This window comes from Nitratireductor sp. L15S-10, from assembly GCF_045011005.1.
Classification (GTDB): domain Bacteria; phylum Pseudomonadota; class Alphaproteobacteria; order Rhizobiales; family Rhizobiaceae; genus Nitratireductor.
The window spans coordinates 1,425,756-1,441,361 of the sequence record NZ_CP120674.1; the positions used below are offsets into that span (position 1 = coordinate 1,425,756).

The 15,606-nt window shown below is 59.4% G+C and carries 22 protein-coding genes; 8 read left to right on the forward strand and 14 right to left on the reverse strand.

The window, feature by feature from the left end:
* Positions 1–92: 92 nt before the first annotated feature.
* Genes P2W41_RS06850 through lgt form a run of 5 tightly spaced genes read right to left on the reverse strand, consistent with a single transcriptional unit; the run spans position 93 to position 4,652 of the window.
* A complete protein-coding gene (locus P2W41_RS06850; RefSeq protein WP_404934664.1) occupies positions 93–716 on the reverse strand; it encodes a hypothetical protein in 624 nt (207 codons plus the stop codon).
* Positions 717–723: 7 nt separating this feature from the next.
* On the reverse strand, positions 724–1,875 hold the full coding sequence (locus tag P2W41_RS06855) for a Xaa-Pro peptidase family protein (protein ID WP_007009904.1): 1,152 nt from the start codon (positions 1,873–1,875) through the stop codon (positions 724–726).
* Positions 1,875–2,669 (reverse strand): peptidoglycan editing factor PgeF, encoded by a 795-nt coding sequence (gene pgeF, locus P2W41_RS06860; RefSeq protein WP_404934665.1) that lies wholly within the window; start codon positions 2,667–2,669, stop codon positions 1,875–1,877. The genes P2W41_RS06855 and pgeF overlap by 1 nt, the downstream gene beginning before the upstream one ends.
* 58 nt (positions 2,670–2,727) lie before the next feature.
* A complete protein-coding gene (locus P2W41_RS06865) occupies positions 2,728–3,816 on the reverse strand; it encodes a class I SAM-dependent methyltransferase (RefSeq protein ID WP_404934666.1) in 1,089 nt (362 codons plus the stop codon).
* Positions 3,813–4,652, reverse strand: coding sequence for a prolipoprotein diacylglyceryl transferase (gene lgt / locus P2W41_RS06870; protein WP_404934667.1), 840 nt, complete (start codon positions 4,650–4,652; stop codon positions 3,813–3,815). Before lgt ends, P2W41_RS06865 begins: the two co-directional genes overlap by 4 nt.
* A 131-nt stretch (positions 4,653–4,783) precedes the next feature.
* On the opposite strand from lgt, the gene P2W41_RS06875 reads away from it, so the two are divergent.
* The 3 genes from P2W41_RS06875 (at position 4,784) to P2W41_RS06885 (ending at position 6,310) form a co-directional block, all read left to right on the forward strand.
* Positions 4,784–5,098 (forward strand): accessory factor UbiK family protein, encoded by a 315-nt coding sequence (locus tag P2W41_RS06875; protein WP_292896777.1) that lies wholly within the window; start codon positions 4,784–4,786, stop codon positions 5,096–5,098.
* Positions 5,099–5,434: 336 nt separating this feature from the next.
* On the forward strand, positions 5,435–5,935 hold the full coding sequence (locus P2W41_RS06880; RefSeq protein WP_223021232.1) for a YbjN domain-containing protein: 501 nt from the start codon (positions 5,435–5,437) through the stop codon (positions 5,933–5,935).
* 21 nt (positions 5,936–5,956) lie between these two features.
* Entirely contained in the window at positions 5,957–6,310 is a 354-nt protein-coding gene (locus P2W41_RS06885) for a tRNA-binding protein (RefSeq protein ID WP_292896775.1), read from the forward strand.
* Positions 6,311–6,360: 50 nt separating this feature from the next.
* Here P2W41_RS06885 and P2W41_RS06890 read toward each other — a convergent pair whose 3' ends face one another.
* Both P2W41_RS06890 and P2W41_RS06895 read right to left on the reverse strand, forming a co-directional pair.
* Positions 6,361–6,678: a GFA family protein gene (locus tag P2W41_RS06890; RefSeq protein WP_404934668.1), complete on the reverse strand. Its 318-nt coding sequence runs from the start codon at positions 6,676–6,678 to the stop codon at positions 6,361–6,363.
* Positions 6,679–6,722: 44 nt separating this feature from the next.
* A complete protein-coding gene (locus P2W41_RS06895) occupies positions 6,723–7,217 on the reverse strand; it encodes a DUF2165 family protein (protein WP_292896771.1) in 495 nt (164 codons plus the stop codon).
* Between the two features lie 147 nt (positions 7,218–7,364).
* On the opposite strand from P2W41_RS06895, the gene P2W41_RS06900 reads away from it, so the two are divergent.
* Entirely contained in the window at positions 7,365–7,607 is a 243-nt protein-coding gene (locus P2W41_RS06900; protein WP_292896769.1) for a hypothetical protein, read from the forward strand.
* Positions 7,608–7,622: 15 nt separating this feature from the next.
* Here the strand turns inward: P2W41_RS06900 and P2W41_RS06905 are convergent, their stop codons facing one another.
* A complete protein-coding gene (locus tag P2W41_RS06905) occupies positions 7,623–8,963 on the reverse strand; it encodes a HAMP domain-containing sensor histidine kinase (RefSeq protein WP_292900249.1) in 1,341 nt (446 codons plus the stop codon).
* 311 nt (positions 8,964–9,274) lie between these two features.
* Here P2W41_RS06905 and P2W41_RS06910 point away from each other — a divergent pair, with 311 nt between their 5' ends.
* Complete coding sequence (locus tag P2W41_RS06910) at positions 9,275–9,622, forward strand: antibiotic biosynthesis monooxygenase (RefSeq protein ID WP_292896767.1); 348 nt, start codon at positions 9,275–9,277, stop codon at positions 9,620–9,622.
* An 8-nt stretch (positions 9,623–9,630) separates the two neighbouring features.
* On the opposite strand, the gene P2W41_RS06915 is transcribed toward P2W41_RS06910, so the two are convergent.
* Complete coding sequence (locus P2W41_RS06915; RefSeq protein WP_229449220.1) at positions 9,631–10,353, reverse strand: response regulator; 723 nt, start codon at positions 10,351–10,353, stop codon at positions 9,631–9,633.
* Positions 10,354–10,388: 35 nt separating this feature from the next.
* Positions 10,389–10,889 carry a MarR family winged helix-turn-helix transcriptional regulator gene (locus tag P2W41_RS06920; RefSeq protein ID WP_292896765.1) on the reverse strand — a complete coding sequence of 167 codons (501 nt, stop codon included), beginning with the start codon at positions 10,887–10,889 and terminating at the stop codon, positions 10,389–10,391.
* Positions 10,890–11,149: 260 nt separating this feature from the next.
* On the opposite strand from P2W41_RS06920, the gene P2W41_RS06925 reads away from it, so the two are divergent.
* The 3 genes from P2W41_RS06925 to P2W41_RS06935 all read left to right on the forward strand — a co-directional run bounded on the left by P2W41_RS06925 (position 11,150) and on the right by P2W41_RS06935 (position 13,171).
* Positions 11,150–12,043, forward strand: coding sequence for a branched-chain amino acid aminotransferase (locus P2W41_RS06925; protein WP_292896763.1), 894 nt, complete (start codon positions 11,150–11,152; stop codon positions 12,041–12,043).
* Positions 12,044–12,163: 120 nt separating this feature from the next.
* Positions 12,164–12,439, forward strand: a complete 276-nt coding sequence (locus tag P2W41_RS06930) for a hypothetical protein (RefSeq protein WP_223021225.1) — start codon at positions 12,164–12,166, stop codon at positions 12,437–12,439.
* 90 nt (positions 12,440–12,529) lie between these two features.
* The gene (locus P2W41_RS06935; RefSeq protein WP_292896760.1) at positions 12,530–13,171 is read left to right on the forward strand and encodes an MBL fold metallo-hydrolase; all 642 of its coding nucleotides are present in this window, start codon (positions 12,530–12,532) and stop codon (positions 13,169–13,171) included.
* Between the two features lie 346 nt (positions 13,172–13,517).
* Here P2W41_RS06935 and P2W41_RS06940 read toward each other — a convergent pair whose 3' ends face one another.
* From P2W41_RS06940 to P2W41_RS06955, 4 genes are all read right to left on the reverse strand, one after another.
* On the reverse strand, positions 13,518–13,976 hold the full coding sequence (locus tag P2W41_RS06940; RefSeq protein ID WP_404934669.1) for a BA14K family protein: 459 nt from the start codon (positions 13,974–13,976) through the stop codon (positions 13,518–13,520).
* Between the two features lie 327 nt (positions 13,977–14,303).
* Positions 14,304–14,447 (reverse strand): hypothetical protein, encoded by a 144-nt coding sequence (locus P2W41_RS06945; protein WP_404934670.1) that lies wholly within the window; start codon positions 14,445–14,447, stop codon positions 14,304–14,306.
* 253 nt (positions 14,448–14,700) lie between these two features.
* The gene (locus P2W41_RS06950) at positions 14,701–14,916 is read right to left on the reverse strand and encodes a cold-shock protein (protein ID WP_223005964.1); all 216 of its coding nucleotides are present in this window, start codon (positions 14,914–14,916) and stop codon (positions 14,701–14,703) included.
* 414 nt (positions 14,917–15,330) lie between these two features.
* Positions 15,331–15,543 (reverse strand): cold-shock protein, encoded by a 213-nt coding sequence (locus tag P2W41_RS06955; RefSeq protein ID WP_223021220.1) that lies wholly within the window; start codon positions 15,541–15,543, stop codon positions 15,331–15,333.
* Positions 15,544–15,606: the final 63 nt, after the last annotated feature.

Below are 15,606 nucleotides of genomic sequence, written 5' to 3' on the forward strand. Positions count from 1 at the left end.
GGAGAACGCCTTGACGCTTGACCGCGCTTTTAACGGGGTGAGGCTGTATTGCAAGCGCCTGAGGGAAGAATCACGATGAAATCCCGAAAAAATCAGCTCTGCCGCTGCGCCAGCCAGGCGGATAACTGAGTGATGGTCGCATCCGCCACGGCTTCCATCGTTGCATTGGTGACGGATGACCATCCGTCGCCCTGACCGCCAGGGGCCGCTTGCTGCCCCTGAAACCGGTGCAGCCGGTTCCCCGAGGGGTCGAGCACATCCCATACATAGATGACGGTCGTCTTGCCGCCATCTGCGATGGCCGAGAAATAGCCTTTCATCACCATGGAGGCACTGCCGCCCTGGGGCACGATGGCGATGCCGCTTTGTCTGGCACGGGCCTCCAGACGCCGCGAGAGTGCCGGCACGGCCTCTGCGGTCGCGCCGATCACCGGGGCGAACTGGATGCGCTCGCTGGTGGTCACTGCCTGCAGGGGGGCTGCCGCAGTCTCGTTCGCCGCGTCCGTCTGTAAGGCGAGGGCGGTTTCCGCAGGCTGTTGGCTCTCGACTGGACCACCCGGCACGGTGCCCGACGGTGTCGGCCCAGAGCTCAAGTCGAGCGTGGAACCCGCGTTGCAGCCGGCAAGGCCGGCAAAGCTCAGCATGGCGATGCCCGTTATGGCGCGCTTCGTAAAAATACCGCAGCCCCCCTCAATGGCTTCGATCCTGCGCGGCATATTGCCTTCACCTCGTTATAAGGTCCAGCCCGTAGCGCGAAAGCGGCTCGGGGTCGTCTTCGGTGGTCAGATAGGTGCGGCCGAGACACATGGCGCTGCCCGTGTCTGAATCCATGATGATCATATGCGCGAACAGCGTCATGCCCGGCGCGATGGGCTCTTCATTGCCGGCATAAAACATCTGTGGATCCATCCAGGACGGCGAGAACCGCGCGCCCAGCGAATAGCCGCAGGCGTTCAGCCGGTGCTTGGTCAGGCCATGCGTCTCCATCACCCGCGCATGCGCGTCGAACACGTCGCCAAACGTGTTGCCTGGTGTCATCGTCTTTTGCACCGCGGTCAGCGCGTCGCGCGCCGCGTCGAAAAGCTCCTGATGCCGCTTGGAGACCTTGCCCGTCAGCACGGTCTGCATCATCGCCGCATGATAGTGGTGATAGACGCCGGCCCATTCGAGCGTGATCTGGTCGTTCTTGTTGAGCTTGCGCCGGCCCGCCTTATAGCGGCACAGAAGCGCGTCCTCGCCCGAACCGATGATGAATTCATTGGCCGGATAGTCACCGCCGCCGGCAAACACCGCCCCTTGCATGGCGGCCAGGATCGCAGCCTCGTCGCCGCCCTGTTTGATCAGCGGCAGCGCGGCATCCAGCGCTTCGTCGCCGAGCTTTGCGGCGCGCTTCACCTTCTTGATTTCCGCCTCGCTCTTGAACAGCCGCAGGCGGCTGACGAGATCTGACGCGTCCTCGATCTTGCCAAATGTCTGCAACTGTTCGTCGAGCAGGCGGGTGCTGCGGCCCGTCAGGCCATGCGTGTCGTATTCGACACCAATCCGGGCACCCAGCAGGTCGAGATCGTTCAGAAGATTACGCAGGTCGACCGCCGGGTTGGCGTCGTGCCTGTCTGTCCACAGGACGATGTTTTCGATGGTGGAGGTGTGGCGCGCCTGGCGCAGATCGGCCGAGCGTGTCAAAAGCACCATCGAGCCATCGGCCTTCACGACAAGGCACTGGAAGAAGCAGAAGCCGAACGTGTCGTATCCCGTCAGCCAGTACATGCTCTCCTGTGCGAAAAGCAGCATGGCGTCGAGCTTGCGCTCGGCCATTTCGATGACGAGGCGATCGCGCCGGGAATCGAATTCGGCCTGGTCAAAATGAAGCGCCATCAAATGTCCTCCAGGATGATCGCTGAAATCTGGCGTCCGTAGTCCCGTTCACCGCGATGCGTGGCGCGGCGATAGGAGTAGAAATGCTCTTCTTCTTTATAGGTGCAACGCCCGATCTGAACAGCATGGACGCCGGCTGCCGTCAGCCGCGCCACCGTATAGCCGTTGAGATCGAACAGAGCATGCTCGGCCCTGGGCGATGGACGGAACCAGTCGTGGTTGGCGGGGTTGTGGTTGACGAAACGCTCCACGAACTCCGGCCCGACCTCATAGTTCTCCTGGCTTATGGAGGGACCCAGCACGGCGGTGATGTTTTCCCGCTCCGCGCCCAGCAGCTCCATCGCCGCGATGGTGTTTTCCAGAATGCCGGTCAGCGCGCCTTTCCAGCCGGCATGGGCAGCCGCGATCACGCGCGCCTTGCCATCGGCGAGCAGAATGGGCCCGCAATCAGCCGCCAGTGCACCCAGTGCCAGTCCCGGCCGATTGGTCACCACTGCGTCGGCCTCGGGCCGTTCGCCGGCAAAAGGTTCATCGACAATGACGGCATGGGGCGAATGCACCTGATGAACAGTCAGAAGATGGTCGGCGTCGACGCCCAGCCATTCGGCCACGCGTCGTCTGTTCTCCGTCACCGTCTCGCGGTCGTCGCCCGAGCCGTAGCCCACATTAAGCCCTTCATAAAGGCCCGTTGAAACGCCGCCCTTGCGGGTGAAGAATCCATGCTTCACACCATTTTCACGCTCACGGTCCAGTAGCGGGGACCGCAGGGGTTCCGGCCTCGTCGTGTCAAGCATGCGCCGCCTTTTCAGATGTTCTCAAGCGGCGGGATGGTGGGGCAGGGGCCAAACCAAGTCAATCCAGCGAAACGAATGGCGGAACCGTCACTGTGGATGGCGTTATCGCCAGTACCTTGAACAGTGTTCCCATCTGGTCCGGGCCGGCAAGGCGTTCCACATCGTTGCGGATGGCCTGCTGTTCTGTGGCATTCTTGCCGGCACCGAGCCGTCCGGCACGCTCCAGAAGGCCGAGGCGGATGAGGAAGTCACCCTGATTCAAGAGTGCTGAGGCGAGACCTTCATTCTTTGCAGCACGCGCCAAAGCTGAGAAGTCCACATGTGCCGTCAGGTCGGCCTTGCCGGGTTCTTTCAGCACGTCCTGATAGGCGTGGCCGCGCATGGCCTGCAACGTGTCGCCGGGGGCGGGTGTCGCATAGCCATAATCAATGAACAGACCAGCACCGCCATGTCTGCCGATGCGTTCGGCAATACGGGTCATCAGGGCGTTGCGAGCGGGCGCGAGTTCCACGATTGCCCCTTCGGGCGCGTTATTTGCGCTCGGCGGTAAAAGAGCGGGGTCTGCAGAGCCGGCCCCTGCCATGAACGCAAGCCGTTCTTTCGTATCGAGGCCCACCACGCGTTCGCGCCAGGCATTTCCGACTTTCGCATATTGCCGGATAGGGATGGCGTCGAATAGCTCATTGCCAATGATGAAGACTGGTCCTTCCGGGAGCGAGCCCATGTCGGCAATCCATGACGCTTCGCCATCCGGAAGCCCAAGCGTCTTACGCTGCACGTCGCTCAGCCGGGGGCTCGCTTCGATCATGAAAAGCCGCATCTGCTTTCCGAACGCCGGGTCGATTTTCGCCCAGGTCCGGAGCATGTCCTTCATCAGCGTTCCGCGTCCGGGGCCAATCTCGGCCACAACAGGCGTTTTCGGTGCACCGCTCGCCTTCCATGCGGTGTAGAGCCAGACGGCACACAATTCGCCGAACATCTGGCTGATTTCGGGTGCCGTGGTGAAGTCGCCATCGGCGCCAAAGGGCTCGCGCGTCGTGTAATAGCCCTCTTCGGGATCGAAAAGGCAAAGCGCCATATAGTCGGCGATGCTCATTGGCCCCGCCGTTTCGATCTGCGCCCTGATGCGATCCTTCAGCGTCTTCATCGGGCTGTGGCCCGCGCCCTCAGCATCGCCCACACACCCACAAGCACCATGGGAAGCGAAAGCACCATGCCCATGGTCAGCCACCCGCCGGCCAGATAGCCGATATGCGCATCAGGCTCGCGGAAGAACTCGACCACGATGCGCGACAGGCCGTAGCCGCACACGAACGCGCCGGCGACGAAGCCAGGCATTTTCAGCTTCTGCCCCTTATGGGTGAGAAGGCGCAGCACCACGAAAAGCACCAGCCCTTCGAGCGCTGCTTCATAAAGCTGGCTTGGATGGCGCGGCTCCGGGCCGCCATTGGGAAAAACAAAGGCCCAGGGCACGTCCGTCACCCGGCCCCAGAGCTCCGAATTGATGAAATTGGCCACACGAACGAGGCCAAGCCCGATCGGCACCACCGCCGAAATCGTGTCGAACAGGCTCCAGGCATTGATGCCGCGCTTTCGGGCGAAGAGCAACATGGCGAGCGTGACGCCGAGCAGCCCGCCGTGGAACGACATGCCACCCTCCCACACGGCGAGAATGTCGAGCGGGTTCGCGATGTAGCGCGGCAGGTCATAAAAGAGAATGTAGCCAATCCGCCCGCCGGCCACGATGCCGATCGCCGCCCAGAGAACGAAATCGTCGAGATCCGTTACCGTCAGCGCCGGCTTCCCGCCTGCCCAAAGGCGCTCGTTTGAAACCAGTCGGCGCGCATACCACCAACCGGCGAGGATGCCGACCACATAGCCGAGCCCATACCAGTGGATTGCGAGCGGCCCCAGTTGCAATGCTACCGGATCGATTGCGGGAAAGGGCAGGGCAGCGAGAGGCGTTAGCAGGTAGTCGGTCAATCAGGCCTCCCGGCGCATGAAACTCAGTCGCCGCAGGTATTGCGAAGCATCGGGGCAAGGTCAAGGCGCGGTTTGCCTTGCATTCGGTCGCCTTGCCCACTAGGTCAGGGGTTCAATCTGGGAAACGAGCCATGACCAACGGAAGCAACCGAATCCTCGACGAGTTCGCCAAGCTGATGACTGATGCCGCCGGTGCCGCCCAGGGCGTGCGCCGCGAGGTCGAGACAGCCTTTCAGGCACAGGCCGAACGCATTCTCAGCTCGATGGACGTCGTCCAGCGCGAAGAGTTCGAGATGGTGCGCGAGATGGCATTGAAAGCACGCGAAGAAAACGCAGCGCTCATCGCACGCATTGAGGCTCTGGAAGCAAAACTTTCGGAAGGCGGTGCGGCAAAAGCTGCGAAATCCGATTCGAAACCGGCTTCATCGACCCGGATGAAAAAATAATTTTTTATTACCGACGCCTGTGTATGGCGTCAAAAAATCCTTGTCCGAGAGTCGCTTACGCCGCGCCGCTTTGTGCCGCTCGGCGTTTCTATCCACACGCTCCACAGGCTTTCGGCAAAAAAGGTCTGGTCACGCGACTCTGCATCAATACACTGAATTTACAGCGTGATTCGTAACTGGTCATGCAGTCGGGCAGGGGCGGGCCCGCGTTAGTTCCATGCGTTGTCGTTGTCGCTCCACATTGTGTTTCAGGTCTGAAACGTCTTGCGGAATAGCGTTTCCGCTGTGGATTCTTGCGGGGTGTTGCGGCGCCTCCAGATACGGGAAAGCAGATTAATGAGCCTTCTTGAACTCGACATGACCCGTGATGCGCATCCCGTCGATGTCATCGAACATGTCGCGCACACCAATGACTGGAGCTTCGAGCGTAATGGCGACGACGAGATCGCCATCGCCGTGGCCGGCACATGGACCGACTATAACGTGTCCTTCTCCTGGATGGAGGAATTCGAGGCGCTGCATGTCGCCTGCGCCTTTGATCTGAAAGTGCCTGCGAAGCGTACCCTGGAAGTCATGCGGCTCCTTTCGCTCATCAACGAACAGATGCTGTTCGGCCATTTCGACCTGTGGGAGCGCGAGAATGTCGTGATGTTCCGCCAGGCACTGGTTCTCGCCGGCGGTGTCGAGCCTACGGGCCAGCAGGTCGAGACCATGCTCAACAGCGCTCTGGAAGCCTGCGAATGTTATTATCAGGCCTTCCAGTATGTCATCTGGTCGGGCAGCACCGCTCAGGATGCATTGAACAGCGTGTTGTTCGAAACCTACGGAAACGCCTAGGTCGCAAGAAGGGGAGCGGGCATGTCATCGGAGAAGGCCCCGGAAATCACATTCGACGATTTCCTGAAGGTGGATATCCGCATCGGCACCGTGATTGAGGCTGAACCTTATCCGGAAGCCCGCAAACCTGCTATCAAGCTCAAGGTCGATTTCGGTCCGGAGATCGGTATCAAGAAATCGTCCGCGCAGATCACCGTGCATTATACGCCCGAGAGTCTCGTCGGGCGGCAGGTGGTGGCGGTGGTGAATTTCCCGCCGCGCCAGATCGGAAAATTCATGTCGGAAATCCTCGTGATGGGGTTTTCAGACGAAAATGGCGCCATCGTTCTCGCTGGATGCGACGGGAAAGTGCCAAACGGCAGCCGCCTTCACTGAACAAGCTCAGCATCCCTGATCCGGGTTGTATAAATTCGGCCGTCCGTGCCTCAATCCAGAAAACCAAACGTCTCCGCACCGTCAAAGTGGCGAATACGCAGACCGGCCATCGCACCTGCTTCCATCAGCCGTGCATTGATGGCCATGCGGTCGCCGCCGCCTTTCGGGCTCCAATGGGTCGTGCATCCGCAGGTGGGGCAGTGGTGCATTGCAAGCGTCCTGTCGCCCTGCACATAGGCCACGGTTTCGTCTTCGCCGCATAGAAAGCTGACCTCGGCAGGATCGCAGTGCAGCCAGAGCGCACCGAGCCTGCGGCAGAGCGAGCAGTTGCAGTCGGTCAACCACAAGGGCCGCGCGGACGTTTCCATCCGCACGGCCCCGCAATGACATGCCGCTGTCAGCGTCATTTCAGTCAGGCGACTTCGTCGTCGCGCTGGTTGACGAAGATCAGGACGCCGATGATTGCCATGTAGAACTTGAAGGCGGCGTCCTGTCCGTTCCAGGTGTCGGACTGCCACATCAGGAACCATTCGCCGCCGACGACCATGAAGCCGAAGAACCAGACGAGAAAGCCGATTGTTGCGCCGATGATTGTCAGGTTTTTCGAAGCTTGGAATTCGGCAGCCGACGCGTTGCGCGCGCCGAACATTCTAAGAGCACCCAGAAGCAGAAGCACGAAGGTAAGGCCTTCACCGGCGATGATCAGCCAGTATCCTGCGTGCCACAGCGCCGGCGTGGTGATGGCGCGATACATGGCCGAGTTCCCGGGGAAGGTCGTGTCCATGCTGAACACGTGCTGTACGAACGCGAAATTCGAGCCATAGTCGGTGATGTTGTTGAAGGTCACCATAAAGGCGAAGGCAGCGAGTGCCAGCGTCATGGCGATTTTTGCGTAGCGTGAAGTCATGGGCCTCTTCCTTGAGATGATCGACCGGGCAAAAACGCGTCTGTAGCCCGGTTGCGACTCAGTGTGTTAGACGAAAGGATAACGTGCAATCTACCGCAGGCGAAGGGTCAGGAGACTGCCCGACCCACCGACAGCAGGAGACAAGTCTTGAAGACGATCGTCGAACTGACCAGCGCAGCACGCCGCAAGGCCGAGATCGCCGGCCTCGACAGGCAGCTGGACCGCCTCAGTCTGGGTGACTGGGCCCGCAAGGGGGACTTCGTTGAACTGTCGGGACAGGGGGAGATCATCGTCTTTATGATCCGCGCACGGCGCATCCGCGTGGATGCCGATGGTGTCCAGACACTGGTTTTCGAATTGGACCACCCACCCCGCCCGGCTGTACGTTGACGCTGTGGATACGCTCTATGAGGGCACGCGGATAACGGCACGCAGCCCGCCGAGCGGGCTGTCGTCCAGTGTCACGTCGCCCCCGTGGCTACGGGCGATGTCGCGGGCAATGGACAGGCCAAGCCCCGTCCCGCTTTCATCCTGATTGCGGGCTTCGTCAAGCCGCACAAAGGGTTTGAAAACGTCCTCGCGCATGTCGGCTGGAATGCCTGGCCCGTCATCGTCTACGGTGATGGTCAATGTCCCATTGCTGTTGCGGGCGGTGATCTGAACATTTGAGGCGTAGCGGAACGCGTTGCCAATCACATTGTTCAGCAACCGGCTGAAGGCATTGGGCCGTACATGCATATGCGTGTTGCCGCTGGTCTCGACCTTCAGCGTGCACCCGCGCAGGCCGGCTTCTTCCACCGCGCGATCAAAGAATGCGGCCAGATCGAATTCACCCGGATCTTCCGCAGCTTCACCGCGTGCGAAAGCGAGATATCCTTCGAGCATCGAGCGCATGTCCTCGATGTCCTGATTGAGCGCCTCGATGTCCTCTTTGCTGCCGGCCACGGCAAGTTGCAGCTTGAAGCGTGTCAGGATGGTTCTGAGGTCGTGGCTCACCCCCGTCAGCATGGCTGTTCGCTGTTCGATCTGGCGCTCGATTCTTTCACGCATCAAGAGGAAGGCGCTGCCGGCACGGCGGATTTCTTCCGCGCCGCGCGGTCGGAAATCGCTCGGTGTCGGCCGCCCCTTGCCAAAACTGTCTGCAGCGGCCGCCAATTGCAGGATGGGGCGGATCTGGTTGCGCAGAAAGGCCACCGCAATGGCGATCAGCACCAGCGACGTGCCCACCATCCAGAGAAGGAAAATGTGCGTGTTGGACGCATAGGCCTGGCTGCGGCGGGCGAAGACGCGCAGGACCTGGTTTTCCAACTGAATGCGGATTTCGATTATGTTCGAATTGCCCACGGTGTCGAGCCAGAACGGCCGGTTGATCTGCCGGGTAATCTCCTCGCCCAGCGTTTGATCGAGGATGGAGAAAAACGGCTTGGGGCCGGGCGCGGGCAGGGGATCGGGCGGGAGAAGATCGATTTTCAGCGCCAGCCGTTCCTGCGCGATGCGGATAACCTGCGCATAGCCGTCATTGCCCGGATATGTCTCGATCATGTCGATAATGGCGGAAATATCACGCGTGACGGCCTGACTGAGCCGTTGCGTGACAGTCTGCCAATGGCGCTCCATGAAAACAAAGGCGATGACCGACTGGAGGAGCAGCATCGGTGCGATCACAATGATGAGCGAGCGCGCATAGAGCTGCTTGGGCATATAGCGCGAAACGATGCGCCAGAACCGCCGCCAGGGCCTGCGCATGGCGCCGAGTGCCTGTTTGAAGTGCGTCAACGACGTGATCTTCCCGGCTGCCGTCTTCTGATCTGAGTTGATTTTCAATTCCGCCATTCGCCCTTTCGGGCATCCATTCCCGAACTGCAATCAAGTCTGATCCTATGCATTGCGCGCGAAAGAGGGAACTGCTTTTCCGCGCTGCGCACTTGCAGCCACCTCATGGCTGTCTGCATGGCGACACAACGTTAATGACTGCAAAGAACCTCTTGACTTAAAGCCGGCTTGAACTTCGAAAGTGCGTGGCATGTCGGTTCTGACTGATTTTCCAGGGAGACACCATGTCAGCACATTCACAGGCAGCTTCGGTCCCAAGTGCGATTTATCGCGTTGACAAGTTCACCGTTCCTGTAGCGGCGCGCGAGGAATTTCTCGATCGTGTTTCCGCCACGCATGCACTTTTGCGTGAGCAGGCGGGTTTCATGGGGGATATCATTCTCGAGCAGGCGTCAGGCCCCGGAGTGTTCAACTTTGTCACGATGGTGGAATGGGAGGGGTTGGAGGCGATTGCGCGCGCAGGTGAGGCTGTCGCTCGCATGCATTCGGAAACGGGGTTCGACCGCCTCGAGATGATGGGTCGCCTTGGCATAAAGGCGGATATTGCAAACTACCGGCCGCTTTCGGTTTGAGGGGCGGGCTATTCCACGCTTAGCCGATATCCGATGCCCCGCACGGTCTGCAGGTATACGGGATTGGAGGGGTCGCGCTCGATCTTGCGGCGCAGGCGGTTGATCTGAACGTCGATCGTGCGCTCGCCCACTTCCGAATCCTCACCCACCAGTTCATGCCGGGGCACGGTCTCACCCGCCCGCTCCGCGAAAATCACCATGATGTCGCGTTCGCGGTCGGTCAGCTTCACCAGCTTGCCGCTGTGCTTGAGTTCACGTTTGGCGATCTGGAATGCGTAAGGACCGAATACGACCTGCTCCACCTTGGGGGTGGATTGCGGTGCGCTACGGCGCAGAATGCTGTTGATGCGCAGCACCAGCTCCCGAGGATCGAACGGCTTGGGCAGGTAGTCGTCGGCGCCGGCCTCAAGCCCCGTGACGCGGCTGTCAGTTTCCGAAAGTGCGGTCAGCATCAGGATAGGTGTGTCTTTCTCCTCGCGCAGCGACCTGGTCAGCGAGACACCGTCCTCTCCCGGCATCATCACATCGAGAACGACGAGATCGAAATCGAGCCCCACCAGCTTGCGGCGTGCTTCGGCTGCGTTGCCGGCAATGGTGACGCGGAAACCGTTTTCCCGCAGAAAGCGGTTGAGCAGGCTTCGAATACGCGTGTCGTCGTCTACCACCAGCAAATGCGGCGCATCATCGCTCAGGACAGGCGGGTCCTTTTCGAGATTGCCGGTTTCGCTCATCGTGACGACCTCCTCAAGCGACGTGGACGCATTGCTCATTTAGAACGCCCGTTGGGCAGTTTGTCCATCTGAGCGCGCAGTTCCGGGTTCACCATGGCGCGCAGAAAGCGTTCTACCGCCGCGCTGTCGCCCGGCTGAGCCTCTTCAAGTGCCGCACGGATGCGGCGGGACTGTGGCAGCGCCAGCGCCAGCGCCAGGTCGCGTCCCTTCTGCGTTGGATAGAGTTCGCGCTGACGCCGGTCGCGGGGGCCTGGAACCTGAACAATATATCCGTCGTCGATGAGTTGTTTGAGCACCCGCGCCAGGCTCTGCTTGGTGATCCTCAAGACTTCGAGCAGTTCCGCAACGGTCAAGCCCGGCAGGCGGTTGACGAAATGCAGCACCCGGTGGTGGGCTCTTCCGAAACCGTATTCGTCGAGGATGGCGTCGGGGTCGGCCGTGAAATCCCGGTAGGCGAAGAACAGATGCTCGATGATTGCGAAGTCAACGCCATCATCCAGCGTCAGCGGGGTTTTGATCGGGTTGGCGTCGGTCATGCTCTTTAGCTGCTTCCGGTCGTTTCGGTCGTTGGATAAAGAAATTATGTCAGTCTTATTGACATAATTTCAAGGCATGGTAATTTTTGGCAATGTTTTCGTCCTGACGCGAACAAAAAGGTATCCTGAAGGTCATTTTTCGGAACATCCTTCAAATTCCTTTTGGTAACGCATAGGCTGTGACGGAAGAAGGCGCCGTCCAGAGGACGGTATTTTCGATTTGCCCGGTTCCACGGAAACGGACCGGCGGGAGAGGTTACATGGCAGCGGTTCCTTTTGATCAGCTCGAGGGCTTTATCTGGCTCAATGGTGAATTCGTCAAATGGGCAGACGCCAAGATTCACGTGTTGTCCCATGGACTGCACTATGCCAGTGCCGTATTCGAGGGCGAGCGGGCTTACGGGGGCGAGATCTTCAAGCTTACCGAGCACACCGAGCGCCTGCATGAATCCGCACGCATTCTGGGCTTCACGATCCCGTGGTCGGTCCAGGAAATCGATGATGCATGCCGAGAGCTCCTGGCGCGTCAGGGTTTTGCCGACGCCTATGTTCGTCCGATTGCGTGGCGCGGAAGCGAGATGATGGGGGTGTCTGCTCAGAACAACCGCATCAACCTTGCCATCGCGATCTGGCAGTGGCCGAGCTATTTCGATCCGGAGCAGCGGCTCAAGGGCATCCGCCTCGACATGGCCGAGTATCGTCGCCCGGATCCTCGCACGGCCCCGTCCAGATCCAAGGCTGCCGGCCTCTACATGATCTGTACGCTTTCCAAGCATGCGGCGGAGGCCAAAGGGTATGCCGACGCGATGATGCTGGATTGGCGTGGCCAGGTCGCTGAAGCGACGGGGGCCAACATTTTCTTCGTCAAGGACGGCGTCCTGCATACGCCGACCCCTGACTGTTTCCTTGATGGAATCACCCGTCGCACGGTGATCGATCTTGCCCGCCGTCGCGGTCTCGAAGTGGTTGAGCGTGCAATTATGCCGGAAGAGCTGGAAGGTTTTGAACAGTGCTTCCTGTGCGGTACCGCTGCCGAGGTCACGCCTGTTTCCGAGATCGGCCCTTACCGCTTCGAAGTCGGTGAAATCACGCGTTTGCTGATGAATGACTATGCCAACGAAGTGCGTCCGGAGCTGCGTGTGGCGGCGCAATAAGTAGCCGCAACTACAGGTTACTTCGTCAAATATTCACAGCCTCCTGTTTGACAAGGGCCGGAAACGCGCTTTCATGGGCGCGCCGGCCCTGGGAGGTCGGTTTTTTGAGAGGGACCGGACATGGAAGCTCTACTTCCTATTATTGTGCAGGCTGTTACTGGTGTTCTTGGCGGTGAAGCGATTGGCTCTGTCGTCAAGAAGGCCGCTATGGGCCATGGTGCCAAGATACTGAGCGGTATCATCGGCGGTGTCGGTGGCGGCGCCCTGCTGTCGAGCATGGGCGGCGATGCCGGTGCTCTGGGCGGCCTGCTTGGTGATGCAGTTGGCGGAGCTGTCGGTGGCGGTGTACTCACCGGCATTGTTGGTGCCGTCATGGGCGCCATGAACAAGAGCTGATTTTCATCAATTCTCTGAGGCGGGCAGCCGGAAGTGGTTGCCCGTTTCCCATTTCAGCCCCGCGTTTGCGGGCGCGATCAAGAGGGCTTTATGGGTAATCTCCGGGCCGGCGTCATCCCCGTGACACCATTTCAGCAGAACTGCACCATTCTCTTCGATGAAGAGCTCAAGAATGGTGTTGTGGTTGACCCTGGTGGCGAGGTGGATCGTATTCGCCAGGCCATTGACGAGAATGGTATTGCCGTTGAAGCGATCTGGCTGACCCACGGTCATATTGACCACGCGGGCGGCGCGATGGATCTCAAGGATGCACTCAGTGTCCCGCTTATAGGGCCGCACGAGGATGATCGGGAGTTGCTAGCCAATCTGGAGAATCAGGCCCGCATGTTCGGCCTCGATCAGTCGGTGCGCAATGTCACCCCTGACCGCTATCTCAGCGAGGGCGAAACGGTCTCGTTCGGCGATCACGTTTTCGAGGTTCTGCACTGCCCAGGGCATGCTCCGGGACATGTTGTGTTCTTCAATCGCAAGGCCCGGTTTGCGCATGTGGGCGACGTGCTCTTCAACGGCTCCGTGGGGCGTACGGACCTGCCGGGCGGTGATCATGATGCCCTGATCCGCTCGATCAGGGAAAAGCTATTGCCGCTGGGTGATGACATCGGCTTTCTCTGTGGTCATGGTCCTGGAGGACGCTTCGGTGACGAACGGCGATCAAACCCCTTTCTCGTGTAGTTTTGCTTTTTCTGCGTGGGGTTACCTTGCGCACGAGATCAGAAAGCGTTGGCAGCAAAATCTTGGTCGGATCACGCGCTCGTGAACGGTAACACACTGGTAAGGCGCTTCTCCCCCGATTGAACTTGCGAAGTTTTGTCGATTAAAGCTTGCGCTGCGCAGAGTGACCGGCGATCGCACTGAATACAGTGATCCCGGTCCGACATTCGTCGGTTTTCCGAGGACCGGTTCCCCATTTTTGATAGAGTGTCCTTAGAATGCGTTCTTTATCTCCACATCCAGCTTTTCATGAAGAAAGGCCGGGCTGAGCCCGGCCTTATTTCTACTCGGGGCAGGGAACCCTAGACTAGCGCGGCTGGCAGAAATGGCGCTGACCGTCATAGCCCATGAACGTGCCGGTACGCCCGTCGAAGCTGCGATAGCGGTTGGAGCAGTAACGGAACCAATCACGCGACCAGGGCTCCATTGTCGTGCGATGATAAACGGGGCGCTGCTGATACACCGGCCGTGTCGTCACCTCAGGTTGATAATCCCAGCCGGAGGAGGAACCGTAGTGATAGCTATAGCCAGGCTGCGGCCGACGATAGGGCGGGTCGATGTAGACACGGTCATCACCGCGGCGCGACTCTGAGAGAAGTCCGCCGACGATCGCGCCTGCGGCCAGGCCAATGACGCCGGCAGCGATGGCGTCGTTGTTGTTGTGTCGATGACGATGACGATGGCCGGCATCGGCGGTGGAGATCGCTCCGAGCGTTGTGGCTGCGACGGCAAGGGAGAGAACACCCGTCTTCAGGAAGCGTTTCATGACTTTACCTCTTCAAATATGAACTGCGGTTTTTCAGGGGGCTCCGCGGCTTTCGCAAGGGATTTACCCCTTCGCACCTGAATGGCACCTGAATGAGGCAGGCAGCCTGCGTTTAACTGTTATGAAGCATCGCCGCGTCTCTGCGGGCGTTGAGCCCGGTTTCGCTGCTTGTGGTCTCCAACAGCGCGTCGATGAAGCCTTGAGCTCATCTCGACGAGACATGCATCGGGCGATCCGGAGCGTCCATCACTATGGACCAAGCTTGAGATCAGGAGCTCGACAGCGGCTCTTCCATAACCTTGGCTGCAAAGGGTATCGTGCAATGTTTCAGCCGTCGCGTTTCAGCCCTTCAGTCCCGTTGCTGCGAGAGATAACGTTGGTGAAGGTGGGCAGGTCTTTACATTGCTGATGATCGGATGCATTGACGCCGGGCATGGTTGAGACACCGGGCGTAGCTGAGGCACTGGGCATAGCTGAGTTTCCAAAACCAGAGTTGGAAACAGGCGGGCAGGGATTGTTTCAGGAAAACGTCGTTTCGCTGCCTGCGCCTATCTATGCAAACTGACGCAAACATCAATGGCGTCCGGCAGGCCGCAGGACGCTTCAGGGCAATTCCGGAACCGCCGCGACAGCTCATTGTCCGGAATTGCTCAAAACAGGGGCTTTGCCTCAATCGTCGTTTCGTGACACCGGCAAAGCTATTTTGCAGGAATGCTGCGCCCGGTCAGGGCGCAACCTCCAGGTTAACGGCTTTCGGACCTTTGCCGCGCTTATCCGGCTCGGTCTCGAATGTAACCTTCTGTCCGTCCTCAAGACCCTGCAGGCCGGATGCCTGGACGGCTGAAATATGAACAAACACGTCCTTCTCGCCATTGTCCGGGGTGATAAACCCGTATCCCTTGGCCTGATTGAAGAACTTGACGGTACCACTCTGCGACATAGGAAGGAGTCCTTTCTCCCTTTATGCTGGTTTCGGCGGGCCAACCTCTTGACGGGTTTTGGCCCATGGCGTCATCGGTCGTTTACTGGGGGAGAAGAAACAGTCAGCTTCGCGCCTCTCATCGGGACCAATGGTGCGGGCTTCTTGCCCGGACAAATCGTTTGTCCTCGTTGCTTCGACGCGACTTCCCGGAAGGGGATTTAGGTCCCCCCGCCAGGGCATGCCATTCCAGTCTCCGGGCCGGCAAATGCCCGAATGGCAGGGAGCTTGTTCGATTTTTTTGAGGGGGGCAAGCGAAAGTTTTATGAATAATACGAATTGCGAAGAGCGATGTTCCTGCAATCTGTACGGGCAAATAAAAAGCGCGGCGAGTGAACGCCGCGCTCGAAATGTGCATCCGAGAGTGTCTCGAAATCAGGCCGCGGACAGATTGACTGCCTTCGGACCCTTACCCATGCGGTCGGGCTCGACCTCGAAGGAAACCTTCTGACCGTCGCTGAGCGTGGTCATGCCGGAACGCTCAACAGCCGAGATGTGAACGAACACGTCTTTCGCGCCATCATCGGGGGTGATGAAGCCGAAGCCTTTGCTCGCATTGAAGAATTTAACGGTGCCTGTCTGGGCCATTGGGAAACTCCTTTTCCCTTTGAGAAGTCGCGTCTGCGCAACGTGCACAGCTTAGCGGTGGTT